Source organism: Nonomuraea sp. IBHARD001, from assembly GCF_056106265.1.
Window position 1 is genome coordinate 1,474,628 of the sequence record NZ_JBWBBW010000002.1, and the last position, 12,863, is coordinate 1,487,490.

Consider the following 12,863-nt stretch of genomic DNA (forward strand, 5'->3'; position numbering starts at 1 on the left):
GGGCGCATTGTCCTGAAGGGGGCCGTACGTCTCCCGCACGATTCCCGGACATCGGGGGCGGCGCCGGGCGTCGGCTGGGTAGGCTTTGCCGCGTTCCCCGGATTTGGCCGCTCGCAGGAGGCTGGGTTGGGTCGCGCGAAAACGCCGTTGCACCCCGAGGACGGCCCTGTCGAAGCGTTCGCCGCCGAGCTCAGGCGGATCAGGGACGAGGCCGGACGTCCTTCGTACCGTCAGATGGCCAAGGCGGTGCACGTCTCGCATTCGCGGCTCGCCGAGGCCGACGGCGGCCGGGTCCTGCCGACCTGGCCGATCGTGCTGGCCTATGTCCGGGCGTGCGACGCCGACGCCGACCTGCTGGCCGAGGTGCAGCGCCGCTGGCGTCAGGCCCGCGCCCTGCACTACGCCGCCAAGGAGCGCGACATCGCGGCGACGGTCAGACCGCTGGAGGAGCGGGAGCCACGCAGGATCGGCAGGTTCCGGCTGTGGGCGAGGCTGGGCGAGGGCGCGATGGGCCGGGTGTACCTGGGCGCACGCGACGACGGCCAGGTCGCGGCGGTCAAGGTGATCAGGCCGGAGCTGGCCGACGACCCGGTGTTCAGACGGCGCTTCGCCCGCGAGGTGCGGACGGCCATGGCCATCAGCCATCCGCGGGTGCCGCCGTACGTCGACGCCGATCCCGATCCGGTCGAAGGCCCCGCCTGGCTCGCGGTCGCCTATGTGCCCGGCCCCTCCCTGCGTGAGGCGCTCGCGCTCGGCGGGCCGCTGCCCGCGCCGGTCGTGGCCAGGATGGCGCTGGCCCTGGCCGAGGCGCTGGCCGCGGTGCACGCCGCCGGGATCGTGCACCGCGATCTCAAACCGGCCAACGTCCTGCTGACCTCGGAGGGGCCGCACCTGATTGACTTCGGCATAGCCAGGGCGCTCGACGGCACCCGGCTGACGACGGCCGGGCAGCGGGTGGGCACGCCGTCGTTCATGGCGCCCGAGGAGATCGTCGACGACCGGCGTGGCGGGAGTGCGGCCGATGTGTTCTCGCTGGGCGCCCTGCTCGGCTACGCGCTGACCGGGCGTTCGCCGTTCGGTGAGGGGCCGAGCGAGCAGGCGGTGCTGCGGCGCGTGCTCGAACAGCCGCCCGACCTGTCCGGCATCGAGGATCCCACCCTGCTCGACCTGATCTCGCGCTGCCTGCGCAAGGACCCGGCCGATCGGCCGACGGCCGAGCAGGTGGTACGCCTGTGCCAGGGCCTGTCGCCGGGGGCCGAGGCCGCCTGGCTGCCTGGAGCGCTCCACGAGGAGTCCGACAGCCGCACCGTGCTCGCCGCCTCACTCCGGCACCGTGAGCGCCGGGGCGGTCGTGGCAGCCGGGGGCGTCGTCGCGGGCCGCGTCTTGGCCGGCCTGGGGTGGTGGTGCTCGGCGTGGTGTCGGTGACGGTGTCCGTCTCGGTGACCGTGACGGTGGTCCAGGTGTACGGCGGGCCGGAGCGCGGGGTGGCTGACATCGCATATCGGGAAATATCCGGACAAAAGCCGGGACCCTCAGGAGGTACGTACGATCCGGGCAACCACGCCCCCGCCACCCCGCAGCAAAGCCCCCGCCCCAAGACCAGCCAACCCCCGAAGACCGACCAACCCCCCAAGACCGGCCAACCCCCCAAGACCGGCCAACCCCCGAAAACCCCCCAACCCCAAAAGAACCAGCCACCCCCAAAAGCCCCCGCAGGCATCATCAACCAGCAGCGGGACGTAGAACTGAGCGCCGACAAACCGGGCTACGGATCCGTGGAGATCGACTACTGGCGGCAGGAGCTCGACAACCCGGCCAGCGCACCGAACGGCGACCTGTGGATGGAACGCGACCACCTCCGCACGGCCGGCGCCGCCCTGCTGGCACGGATCGAGGCCGCGCCCGACGCCACGCTCGGCCGTTGCGCCGAGATCCGGACCTGGGTGCGACGCGTCGACTTCGCCGACCTGCGTGAGGGCGGTCAGCTCTGCGCCCGCAGCAGGGAGGGCCGCTACGCGGCACTGAGGATCAATGCGCTTCCCACCAGGACGCCGGGCGACACGAGCTTCGCCTTCTTCGGACGCGTCTGGCGCAAGTGAGCTACGGCTGACCTACGACGCGCTCCCGCGCCGGGCGTCGACCTCGATCTCGATGCGGATGGCCGCGTCCGCGAAGCCGCATACGATCATGGTGGCGGCGGGAAGGACCGCGCCGAACGTACGGCGGAGCACCGGCCAGCAGGGTTCGAAGTCGGCGCGGTCGGCCAGCAGGTAGCGGACGCGGACGACGTCGGCCAGCGAGGACCCGGCCTCCTTCAGGGCCCACTCGATGTTGCGCAGGCACTGCTCGGCCTGTTCGACGACATCGTCGGAGATCGTCATGGTGGCGTAGTCGTATCCGGTCGTGCCGGACACGTGGATGCGGTCGCCGTCCACGACGGCCCTGGCATAGCCGATCTGCTGCTCGAAGGTGGAACCGCTGAGGATCGCATATCGCTCGGTCATGGGTGGCAGGTTAGGTGACCAGGCGCGATACGTCTAAGACATCTCACGACATAGTTTGATATCTCTAGGCGTATGGAGCGTCCCGAACTGCCTCTCGCGCAGTTGCACACCTTCGTCGTCCTGGCCGAGGAGCTCCACTTCGGTCATGCGGCCGAGCGGCTCGGCATCGCGCAGCCGCCGCTGAGCCAGCAGATCAGGCGCCTGGAGGAACGGGTCGGGCACGCGCTGTTCACCAGGCCGCCGGGGCGGGTCGCGCTCACGGCGGCGGGCAGGCGGCTGCTCCCGGCCGCGCGGCGGGCGCTCGGCGAGGTGGCCGACGGGCTCGCGGCGGCGCGGGCGGCGGGCAGGGGAGAGGCGGGACGGCTGCGGCTGGGGTTCGCCGGGTCGCTGGCGCTGACCGTGCTGCCCGGCCTGCTGCGTGCCCATCGGGAGCGCTGGCCGGGCGTCCACCTGGAGATCCACGAGATGACGACCACACCGCAGCTCACCGCGCTGCGCGAGGGCGGCATCGATGTCGGGCTGCTGCGGGAGCCGCCCGAACGGCCGGGTGAGCAGGAGTTGGCGTTCAGGACCGTGCTGGCCGAGCCGTTCGTGGCGGTGCTGCCCGCCGGGCACGCGCTGGCGGGGCTGCGGCGGGTGCCGGTGAGCGCGCTGGCGGGTGAGGGGTTCGTCCTGCTGCCGCGTGCGGCCGGGGCCGGGCTGCACGACCAGATCGTCGCGCTGTGCGCCGCCGGGGGGTTCACGCCGGTCGTGGTGCAGCGTGCGGTGGAGTGGCAGACCGTGTGCGCGCTGGTGGAGGCGGGGCTCGGCGTGTCGATCGCGCCCGCGGGCATCCGCAGGATCAGGCTCAGGGGAGTCGCCTTCCGGCCGGTGGAGCCGGGAGGGGCGCGTACCCGGGTGGCGGTGGCCTGGCGTGCGGGCGCGCCGGACCCGCTGGTCGGGCGTCTGCTGGAGACGATCGGCGCCCCGGATATCCTTTCGCCCCGCCGTACCCGGGCGTTGTAGGGTCCGAGCAGGCCGGTCGCGGGACTCAGGTGCGACTTCCGGAACCCGTTTGAACCACGATGATTCGCAGATCGTGCCCCTCTTCCCCGGCCGGCCGCATCCAGGGGAGAGGCGATGACGAGTGACGTCGACCTGATCGAGTGCGAGGACGTGCTGCTGTTCGCGGGCGCGGCGATCGCCTCGACGGGACAGCGCGAGTTCCACGGCACCGGCGAGGAGCAGCGGCTCTCGCTGGACTTCCTGCACCGCTACGTGCAGGGCAACTACCCGGACGTCTACGCGTCGATGCTGGCCTTGGAGATCAACGACCACAATGCCGCGCTGATCATCGCCAACCTGCTGAGCACACCGGGCTCGGGCGACGGCGAGCTGATCGCCAAGCGGCTGGCCAGGATGGCGCCGCAGCGCGTGTACCGGCTGTTCGGCGCGCTTCGCCGCGACGGCGTGAACAACAGGCGGACCAGGGCGATCATGCGCGACTGGCTGGCGGCCCGCCCCGACCTGGCCTTCGACGCGGTCAAGTACCGAGGCGCCCTCAGCCGGGCCGTACGGCACGCGCATCTCAAGCCGCCGGGCGAGCTGGGCGCGTTCCTGTTCGGCCGTGCCGCCAAGGGCTCCTTCCGGACGCCGATCCTGGAGACCTGGCGCAGGGCGCACTACGACAAGAGTGCGATCTACGACCTGCCGTACTCGGTCGCCGAGGGCTTCGCCGCCAGGCACGGGATCTCGCGCGAGGTGTTCCTCGAGAAGATCGCGCCGAGGCTGACCAGGCTGGAGCGGCTCAGGCTGGAGCGGGCGGCCGGGCGCAGCGGGGTGGACACGCAGGCCGATCTGGCGGCGATGCCGCTGGTCAGGCTGGCCTCCTACGTGCTGGCGCTGCCGATGGCCGAGCGTGAGGAGCGCAGGCGGGAGCTGACGGCGGCGCTGCGCGCGGCGGCCGTGCGGGTGGCGGGCGCGCGTGCGGGCACGTGGGGGCGGGTCGCGGCGGTGCTCGACGACAGCTTCTCCTCCTTCGGCTCGCCGGTGAAGCGCCGTCGTCCGCTGGCGGTGGCGCTGGCCTGCCATCACCTGCTGCGGGCGCTGGCGGGCGACTACCTCGACCTGTGGGTCTCGCGCCGTGCCGATCCGCTGCTGGCCAGGCCGATCGGCCCGACGGCGCTCGGCGTGCGGATCGTCGAGGCGCTGCAGTGGCGGCCCGACCGGGTGGTCGTGGTGTCCGACGGCTGGGACAACGCGCCGCCGGGCCTGGCCGCCGAGGTGCTGCGTGTGTGGCGGCTGCGGCTGGCCGGACGCGACGGGGCGCCGAGCCCGGACGTCGTGCACCTCAATCCGGTCTTCGACGCCGAGCGGCTCGACGTGCGCAGACTGTCGCCCGGCGTGCCCACGGCCGGTATCCGCGACGCCGAGGACCTGCCGGTGCTGGTGGAGCTGGCCAGGTTCGCGGGCGGCCGGACGAGCATGGCCGAACTCCGGACCTACCTCACCGAAAGGGCACGGGCCATGACATGACGGTCGTCGACTTCACCGGCCTGACGACGAGGGCCGCCCAGACGTGGGGCTCGATCCGGCTGGTCCCTCTCGTACGCGAGCAGCCGATCGAGGACCTCAGACTGCACGCCAGGCTCTACGGCGACGAACTCGCCATGGTCGCCCTGCCCGACCGCGCGACGTACACGGCCTACGTCCCCCATGCGTTCGTCGCCTCCTGGACCTCCGACGGCACCCCGGCGGCGGCGTACGGCACGCAGTTCGGCGAGCCCGCCTCGGTCATGGGACTGCGGTTCGGGCGGCGTATGGCCAGGCGCGAGCAGCCGGGCAGGCTGCGCTTCCTGCCGCTGCACCTGGCCCTCGAAGGCTTCCTCGCCCTGCACTTCGGCGGCCCGCCGATCGCCTGGGAGCAGTGGGCGCGCCGTGCGGTCACCAACGGCCTGACGCCGAGGCTGGAGGAGGCGCTCGGCGGCGCGCACGTGCGCGGCCTGGACGACGCGTTGCGGGTGTTCGAGATCCATCGCGGTCAGTGCGGCCTGCTGCTCTATGTGGGCGACGCGCTGGCCAGTGCCTTCGTCGTGCCGCACCCCGACGACTACCGGGCGCTGCACCCGACGCTCCTGCACGACCTGTACGGCGAGCTGATCCACCACTACGCCGGGCACGCGCCCGTCGCCGACTTCCCGGTCGTGATCGACGAGAGCGCGGTCGACTCGCTCGCCGACCTGCGGGCCGGGGCGGAGGCGGCCGAGCGGGAGTGGGCCGCCTTCCACGACGAGGTCATGGCCGCCGAGTTGCCGCGCGAGCCGGGCCAGGTCCGCAGGGCCTACCGGATGGGCCGCTTCACCCTGCGCAGGTTCCTGCCCGCCTTCGTACGGCACGAGGGCAACCACATCGGTGAGGTGATCACCGATGCGGACGGGCGCATGGCCTATCTGAAGACGTATCGGCTGTCGGAGGCGCAGACCAGGAGGGGAGCCCTGCTGACCACGCTGGCCGCCTACGACTGGAACCTGCCCGACAGCGCCAGGTCGCTGGGCCTGGACGAGGCCGCACTCGGCCTGCGCCTGGAACGTGCGGGTTTCGGCCATCTGCTGCGCCAGGACGTCCTGGACGGCTACCGCAAGGCCGCACGCCGCTGACGATTGGACCTGGTTTCCAAGGCTGAAATGGACCTACCGAACGGACCAATCGACGGGCAGGGTAGAGACCGAAACAGCCGCCCCCGTCGAGCCGATCGGTGAACCACCTGATGTACGTGCAGCACTCCCCAGCGATCTGGTCAGCCCACCCCACGCTCGTGGCGGGGGCGATCCATGTCGAGGGGGTCACCAAGGACGCCTCCGTGTCCGGACCGGTCGAGAGGCTCGACGCGACGACCTCGGCGCGGCTGGCCACCGGCACGGAGGCGTCCTTTCCGGAGATCCAGGCCTGGCGGCAGACCTTCTCCGCGATGGGCCTGAAGCCCACCCAGTACCGCTGCGCGTCGGAGTCGCTGCTGCGCAGGTTCCGCAAGGAGTCGGCGCTGCCGAGCATCCATCCGCTGATCGACCTGTGCAACGCGATCTCGATGGCGTTCGCGATCCCGGTGGGGGTGTTCGACGTGGCCCGGCTGACCGGCGGCCTCCAGGTGCGCCACGCGGACGGCGACGAGCGCTACCTCACGTTTTCGGGAGAGGTCGAGCATCCCGAGACCGGCGAGGTGATCTTCGCGGACGAGGCGGGCGCGGCGCATGCCAGGCGCTGGACGAACCGGCAGAGCGGCCTGTCGGCGGTGCGCGACTCGACGGCCGAGGTGCTGATCGTCGCCGAGGCGGTGCACGCCTCCGCGCCCTCCGACCTGCCCAAGCTGGTCGCGACCGTCGTCGACGAGATCACGGCGGTATGGGGAGGCAGGCCGTCCTGCGCGGTGCTGAGCGCGTCGGCGCCCAGGTTCAGCTGGTGAGCGTCCCTTCCCGGAAACCTGCGGGTAGAGCGCTCAGGCCCCTCGAAACCTACGGGTAGAGGGCGAGCAGCCGTCTGGCCGTCTCGGCGAACCTGGTCCGCAGCTCCGGCGGCGACAGCACCTGGGCCTCGGGGCCGAGCCTGAGCAGCTCGCCCAGCGCGTGCTCGACCGACTCGATCGGGACCGTCACCGTCGTCCAGCCATCGGCGTCGGGGGCCCCGGCACTGGCCAGCGCCGCCTTGACCACGACCTCGTTGAGCACGTCGGGCAGCCGCCGCACCGCCTCGGGCGAGAGCCTGACGACGGCCTCGCCCACATGCAGCCTGGCCTGGAACTCGGCGAGGTACCCGCTCCAGTAGGCGGCCAGGTCGAACCCCTCCTGCCGGGTGAAGGGCCCGAGCGCGGCCAGATCTAGCAGCTGCGAGACCCGATAGGTACGCATCTGACTGCCTTCGGCCCTGGCCACGAAGTACCACCGCCCCGCCTTGTTCACCAGGCCGTGCGGCTCGAGCACCCGCGTCACCTCCTGCGGCGCCCGCCAGCGCCGGTAGCGCACCTCGACCGCCACCGCGTTCCACACCGCGTCGGCCACGGCCCCCAGGTACGGCGAGCTGTCGCCCTCGCGGTACCAGCTGGGCGCGTCCAGATGGAACCGCTCGCCGATCCGGCCCGCACGGTCGCGCAGCTCGGCGGGCAGTGCGGCCATCAGCTTGAGCCTGGCCGCCGTCACGACCGAGCCGAGACCGAGCTCGGCGGCGGGCCCCGGCATCCCGGCCAGGAACAGCGACTCCGCCTCGTCCGCCGTCAGGCCGGTCAGCCTCGTGCGGTAGCCGCCGAGCAGCTGGTAGCCGCCCGAGGGGCCCGCGTCGCCGTACAGGGGGATTCCGGCGGCGTGCAGGGACTCGGCGTCGCGGTAGATGGTGCGGACCGAGACCTCCAGGCGTTCGGCCAGTTCGGCCGCGGTCATACGGCCTCTGGTCTGCAGCAGCAGGATGATCGAGACGAGTCGGCTCGCGCGCATGACGGCCATTGTCGCTGACAAAAGGTGTCAGTGATGCGGGCATACCTTCCCGGACATGAGCGACTTCGACTTTCTCAGAGGCTCCTTCCACGTGGTCAACCGCAGGCTCGGCACGCTGTTGAAGGGGGCGGACGACTGGGAGGAGTTCCCCGGGCTGGTCCAGGCGTCCACGCACTTCGACGGCGCCGCCAGCTTCGAGGAGATCGTCTTCCCGACCAAGGGCTGGGCCGGTATCACCCTGCGCCTGCGCGACCCGGACAGCGGGCAGTGGGCGCTGCACTGGGCCAGCAGCCGCACCGGAACGCTGTTCCCGCCGGTTGTGGGCGGGTTCGACGGCGGCAGGGGCGAGTTCCACGGCGACGACGAGTACGAGGGCACGCCGGTCAAGGTGCGTTTCGTCTGGTCGGACATCAGTCAGGAGGGGGCGCGCTGGGAGCAGGCGTTCTCGGTCGACGAGGGGCGGACCTGGGAGATCAACTGGATCATGGAGTTCACCCGCGCGTGATCTACGGGTAGCCTCGACACTCGTGTCAGCTCCCCGGCATGCCCTTCTCGCCCCGGTCCGTCCAGAGACGGGGGCGCCCGTACGGAAGCATCGGCCCGAGATCGAAGGGCTGCGGGCGGTCGCGGTGCTGCTCGTGGTGATCTACCACATCTGGCCGAGGCGGGTGTCGGGCGGCGTCGACGTCTTCCTCATGCTGACCGGGTTCCTCATCACGGGCTCGCTGCTGCGCAAGCGCCTGGACGTGCCCGCCTACGCGGCCAGGCTGGCCAGGCGGCTGCTGCCGCTCGCCTCGCTGACCCTGCTCGGTGTGCTCGGCGGCATGGTGCTGTGGCTGCCGAGCACGCGCTGGCACGACACGTTGCCGCAGGTGCTGGCCTCGGCGTTGTACTACGAGAACTGGTCGCTCGCCGTCGCCGCCGTCGACTACCTGGCGGGCGGCGCCGCCGCCTCGCCCGTGCAGCACTTCTGGTCGCTGGCCATCCAGGGGCAGTTCTACCTCCTGTGGCCGGTCCTGCTGCTGGTCTTCGGGCGCAGGTGGTTCGGGTGGGCGATCGGGCTGGTGTTCGTGCTGAGCCTGGCCTACTCCGTCGTCAGGACCGGGGCCGACCAGCAGTGGGCCTACTTCGACACCGGCGCCAGGCTGTGGGAGCTCGCGCTCGGCGGGCTGCTCGCGCTGGCGTTGCCGTACATCAGGGTCGGCAGGGCGTTCGCGGTCGTGCTCGGGTGGGCGGGGCTGGTCGCGCTGGTGTCGTGCGGGCTGCTGCTACAGGTCTCGACGGTCTTTCCCGGCTATGCGGCGTTGTGGCCGACGCTGGCCGGGGCGGCGATCATCGTGGCCGGGGCGACGGGCAGCAGGTTCGGCGCCGATCGGCTGCTGACGCTCAGGCCGCTGATGTACGTGGGGAGCATCTCCTACGCCCTCTATCTGTGGCATTGGCCGATCTTCATCTTCTATCTGGCCCAGACCGGCAGGACCGGGGCGAGCTGGAAGGGCGTCGTGTTCATCCTGGCCGTGTCGTTCGCCCTGGCCGCGGCGACGACCTGGCTGACGCGCAACGCGAAGGTGTGGGTGGGACCGGCGAGCCTGGTGCCGGTCGTGGCCCTCGTGGTGGCATGGCCGGCCCAGGCCGAGCAGAAGGCCGGACTGACCCCCTCGCCCGCGACGGCGGCCAGGGACAGGCCGATCACCTACGCCGACGGGTGCAACCAGGTGACGCAGAAGAGCGAGGTGCTGGCCTGCGACTACGGCTCGAAGACACCGGTGCGGACGATCGCGCTGGTCGGCAACTCGCATGCCGCGCACTGGTTCCCCGCCCTGCACGCCCTGGCCGAGGCCAACCGCTGGCGGATCGTCAACATCACCAAGGGCGCGTGCTCGCTGTCCACCGGGCCGCAGCTCTACCAGGGCAGGCCGCAGCCCTCCTGCGAGGAGTGGCAGCGCGGCGTGCTCGCGAAGCTGGCGGCGCTCGAACCCGACCTGCTGGTCACGACCGGCACCGTCTCCAGCGAGTTCGCCAAGGGCGAGACGCTGCCCGGCGGCTATGTCGAGCGCTGGCGCGAACTCGGCCGGATGGGCGTCAAGGTGCTGGCCATCAGGGACACGCCCAGGATGGGCTTCGACCCGCCCGAGTGCGTCGAGACGAAGGGCCGGGCCGCCTGCACGGCGCCCAGGTCGCGGAGCCTGGCCGCGACCTCGCCGCTGACGCGGGTGCCGCGCAACGTCAGGGTCGCCGACTTCACCGCCACCGTGTGCCCGGGGGACAGCTGCCCTTCGGTCATAGGCGACCTGCTGGTCTACTCCGACAAGGGCCACATGACCGCCACCTTCGCCAGGAGCCTCGCCCCGGCCCTGCGCGAGGAGATCGAGCGCGCCACCGGCTGGTAACCGGGCGTTGGTTTCGTCCGCAACCGAAACTCTCGCGTGGGAGGCGTCGCCCGGCCCATGCTCACCGGCGTGCAGACCTATCGTGAGCTCTTCGCCGTGGGCGAGTTCAGGGCCCTGTTCGCGGGCCAGACCGTCAGTGTCGCGGGCAAGACGATGGCGGGCCTGGCCCTGTCCACACTCGTCTACGCCCACACCGGGTCGCCGTTCCTCGCGGCGCTCGCCTATCTGGCCGGGTTCCTGCCGCAGGCCGTCGGGGCGCTGACGATCGGCGCGCTGGCCGACAGGCTGCCGCCCCGTGCGCTGCTGGTCGGGTGGAGCCTGGTCCGGGCGGGGGCGGTCGCGGTGCTCGCGGCCGGGGTGCTGCCGGTGTGGGGGATGCTGGCGCTGGTGATGGCCTGCGGGTTCGTCGACGCGGTCGCGAACGGCGCCCGCACGGCGCTGGTGGCCGACCTGCTGCCGGGCAACGGGTTCGTGCTCGGGCGCTCGGCGCTCAACATCGCGGTCGGCGCCATGCAGATCGCCGGGTTCGCCGCCGGAGGCGTGCTGCTGGCCGCCGTCGGGGCGCATGCCGCCCTGTGGGCGGGGGCCGGGCTCGGCGTGCTGGTCGCCCTCGTCGAGCGGTGCGGGCTGCGGCGGCGTCCGGCCCGGGTGGTGGGACGGGTGAGCCGGCGTGAGGTCATGGCGGTCAACAGGGAACTGCTAGGCGACCGGCGTATGCGCGGGCTGCTGCTCGTGCAGTGGGTGCCCAACGGGCTGGTCGTGGGGGCCGAGGCGCTGTTCGTGCCGTACGCGGGGGACTCGGCGGGCGCGTTGTTCATCGCGGCGGCGGGCGGCATGCTCCTGGGCGACCTGGTGATCGGCCGCTGGAGCACACCCGCCCAGCGCGTACGGCTGGCCGTGCCGCTGTTCGTGCTGCTGGCCGTGCCGTACCTGGCGTTCGTGTTCGTGCCCGGGCCCGGTGTGGCGGTGGTGCTGGTGGCGGTGGCGTCGGTGGGGTTCGCGGCGCATCTGGGCACGCAGGAGAGGTATGTCGAGGCGGTGCCCGAGCGGATCAGGGGGCAGGCGCTCGGGCTGGCGGGCAGCGGCACCATGGCCGGGCAGGCGCTGGCGGCGTCGGGGACGGGCACGCTGGCCGAGTTCGTGCCCGCCTCGACGGCGATGGCGCTGGCGGGTGTGGCGTCGCTGGTGGCGACGGCGGTGCTGTACCCGGCGCTGACCGGCAGGGGGGAGCGGGCCGCGGACGCTAGTCGGCCGTGAGTTCGCCGAGCGTGACGGTGACCGTGGTGGTCTGGCCGTTCGGGGGCTGCAGGAGGTCGACCTGGACCTGGTCGCCGGGGGCGAGCGGGGCCAGGACCTCCGACAGGGCGGTCATGGTCGGCGTCGGCGTGCCGTTCACCCTGACGATCACGTCGCCCGGCTTGATACCGGCCTTCTGCGCCCCGCCGCCGTCGGTCACGCGGACCACGCCGACGCCCGCGGGCCGCTGGTCCTCGCCCACGACCGTGCGGGCGGTGATGCCGAGCGCGGCTCTGCGGGTGTTGGTGACCTTGCCGTCCTTGACGATCTGCCCGGCGATGTCGGTCGCGGTGTTGCTCGGGATCGCGAACCCGATGCCGGGGGCCGCGCCGCCGCCGAGTTCGGGGTCGGTGGCCGCCAGCGTCGGAATGCCGATCACCTGACCGGTCAGGTCGACGAGCGCGCCGCCGCTGTTGCCCGGGTTGATCGCGGCCGAGGTCTGGATGGCGTCGGAGATCGTCGCCCCCGGCGAACCGGCGCTCTGCGGCTCGCTGACCGTGCGGCCGAGCGCCGAGACGATGCCCTGGGTGACGCTGCCGGACAGGCCGAGCGGATTGCCCATCGCCATCGTGATCTGGCCGACGCGCAGCTTGCTGGAGTCGCCGAACGTCGCGGGGCTCAGCCCGGTCGGGTCGTCGACCTTGATGACGGCCAGGTCGCCCTGGGGGAAGGACTGCACGAGCTTGGCCGTCCTCGCCGTGCCGCCGGTGGCGAGTGTGACCTCGAACTCGGTGGCCTGGCCCACGACGTGGGCGTTGGTGATGATGTGCCCGGCGGTGTCGAAGACGATGCCGGAGCCGAGTCCGACCTTCGTGGTGATCTGCACGATCGACGGCAGGACCTTCGCGATGACTTGCTCGTAGGTCGCCTCAAGGGAGTCGGGCGCGGGAGCCGCCTGGGTGGCGGTCGCGGTGGGCGTCGTCGACGAGGCCGGGGTCGCGGCTGTGCTCCCCGAGGTGTTCGAGCCGCATCCCGCGGCGAGCAGGGCGGTGGCGGCCAGGCATGCTGCGATCATCCTCATGCCTGGCTACCTGCCCGGCTGGGGATTGGCCTTCGGGCTCTTGGGGAAGAATTGCCCGTTTCACAAGGGAAGACACGCCGCCTGCCCGCGAAGGTGGGCGGCCGGGCCTCGCGGTAGCGGACACGTGCGGCGATCCCAGTCGCCGAAAGTCACGTAATCTGCCAGCTATGGCGGACAAATCTCGGCCGGAGC

11 protein-coding genes are annotated in these 12,863 nt (G+C 72.0%); 8 read left to right on the forward strand and 3 right to left on the reverse strand.

The genetic code is table 11. The annotated features are described in order from the left end of the window. Positions 1-126 precede the first annotated feature (126 nt). Entirely contained in the window at positions 127-2,100 is a 1,974-nt protein-coding gene (locus tag ACTWNK_RS09040) for a protein kinase domain-containing protein (protein WP_474303413.1), read from the forward strand. A 12-nt stretch (positions 2,101-2,112) separates the two neighbouring features. Here the strand turns inward: ACTWNK_RS09040 and ACTWNK_RS09045 are convergent, their stop codons facing one another. Then, a complete protein-coding gene (locus tag ACTWNK_RS09045) occupies positions 2,113-2,505 on the reverse strand; it encodes a RidA family protein (protein WP_474303414.1) in 393 nt (130 codons plus the stop codon). Positions 2,506-2,577: 72 nt separating this feature from the next. Between ACTWNK_RS09045 and ACTWNK_RS09050 the strand changes: the two genes are divergently transcribed. The 4 genes from ACTWNK_RS09050 to ACTWNK_RS09065 all read left to right on the forward strand — a co-directional run bounded on the left by ACTWNK_RS09050 (position 2,578) and on the right by ACTWNK_RS09065 (position 6,943). Next, positions 2,578-3,510: a LysR family transcriptional regulator gene (locus ACTWNK_RS09050; RefSeq protein ID WP_474303415.1), complete on the forward strand. Its 933-nt coding sequence runs from the start codon at positions 2,578-2,580 to the stop codon at positions 3,508-3,510. Positions 3,511-3,624: 114 nt separating this feature from the next. Next, positions 3,625-5,019 (forward strand): hypothetical protein, encoded by a 1,395-nt coding sequence (locus ACTWNK_RS09055; RefSeq protein WP_474303416.1) that lies wholly within the window; start codon positions 3,625-3,627, stop codon positions 5,017-5,019. Continuing rightward, positions 5,016-6,140 (forward strand): ARPP-2 domain-containing protein, encoded by a 1,125-nt coding sequence (locus tag ACTWNK_RS09060; protein WP_474303417.1) that lies wholly within the window; start codon positions 5,016-5,018, stop codon positions 6,138-6,140. The genes ACTWNK_RS09055 and ACTWNK_RS09060 overlap by 4 nt, the downstream gene beginning before the upstream one ends. Positions 6,141-6,238: 98 nt before the next feature. Next, the gene (locus ACTWNK_RS09065) at positions 6,239-6,943 is read left to right on the forward strand and encodes a B3/B4 domain-containing protein (protein WP_474303418.1); all 705 of its coding nucleotides are present in this window, start codon (positions 6,239-6,241) and stop codon (positions 6,941-6,943) included. A 49-nt stretch (positions 6,944-6,992) separates the two neighbouring features. On the opposite strand, the gene ACTWNK_RS09070 is transcribed toward ACTWNK_RS09065, so the two are convergent. After that, positions 6,993-7,964: a helix-turn-helix transcriptional regulator gene (locus ACTWNK_RS09070; RefSeq protein ID WP_474303419.1), complete on the reverse strand. Its 972-nt coding sequence runs from the start codon at positions 7,962-7,964 to the stop codon at positions 6,993-6,995. A 55-nt stretch (positions 7,965-8,019) separates the two neighbouring features. Here ACTWNK_RS09070 and ACTWNK_RS09075 point away from each other — a divergent pair, with 55 nt between their 5' ends. From ACTWNK_RS09075 to ACTWNK_RS09085, 3 genes are all read left to right on the forward strand, one after another. Further along, positions 8,020-8,469 (forward strand): hypothetical protein, encoded by a 450-nt coding sequence (locus ACTWNK_RS09075; RefSeq protein WP_474303420.1) that lies wholly within the window; start codon positions 8,020-8,022, stop codon positions 8,467-8,469. A gap of 22 nt (positions 8,470-8,491) precedes the next feature. Continuing rightward, complete coding sequence (locus ACTWNK_RS09080) at positions 8,492-10,354, forward strand: acyltransferase family protein (RefSeq protein ID WP_474303421.1); 1,863 nt, start codon at positions 8,492-8,494, stop codon at positions 10,352-10,354. A gap of 69 nt (positions 10,355-10,423) precedes the next feature. After that, on the forward strand, positions 10,424-11,611 hold the full coding sequence (locus ACTWNK_RS09085; RefSeq protein WP_474303422.1) for an MFS transporter: 1,188 nt from the start codon (positions 10,424-10,426) through the stop codon (positions 11,609-11,611). Here the strand turns inward: ACTWNK_RS09085 and ACTWNK_RS09090 are convergent. After that, positions 11,598-12,671: a S1C family serine protease gene (locus ACTWNK_RS09090; RefSeq protein ID WP_474303423.1), complete on the reverse strand. Its 1,074-nt coding sequence runs from the start codon at positions 12,669-12,671 to the stop codon at positions 11,598-11,600. The genes ACTWNK_RS09085 and ACTWNK_RS09090 overlap by 14 nt on opposite strands. Positions 12,672-12,863 lie beyond the last annotated feature (192 nt).

Coding starts and splice junctions, on each gene's coding strand:
- ACTWNK_RS09050 (WP_474303415.1), top strand. CDS start 2,578: ATGGAGCGTCCCGAACTGCCTCTCGCGCAGTTGCACACCTTCGTCGTC.
- ACTWNK_RS09075 (WP_474303420.1), top strand. CDS start 8,020: ATGAGCGACTTCGACTTTCTCAGAGGCTCCTTCCACGTGGTCAACCGC.
- ACTWNK_RS09055 (WP_474303416.1), top strand. CDS start 3,625: ATGACGAGTGACGTCGACCTGATCGAGTGCGAGGACGTGCTGCTGTTC.
- ACTWNK_RS09045 (WP_474303414.1), bottom strand. CDS start 2,505: ATGACCGAGCGATATGCGATCCTCAGCGGTTCCACCTTCGAGCAGCAG.
- ACTWNK_RS09090 (WP_474303423.1), bottom strand. CDS start 12,671: ATGAGGATGATCGCAGCATGCCTGGCCGCCACCGCCCTGCTCGCCGCG.
- ACTWNK_RS09060 (WP_474303417.1), top strand. CDS start 5,016: ATGACGGTCGTCGACTTCACCGGCCTGACGACGAGGGCCGCCCAGACG.
- ACTWNK_RS09070 (WP_474303419.1), bottom strand. CDS start 7,964: ATGCGCGCGAGCCGACTCGTCTCGATCATCCTGCTGCTGCAGACCAGA.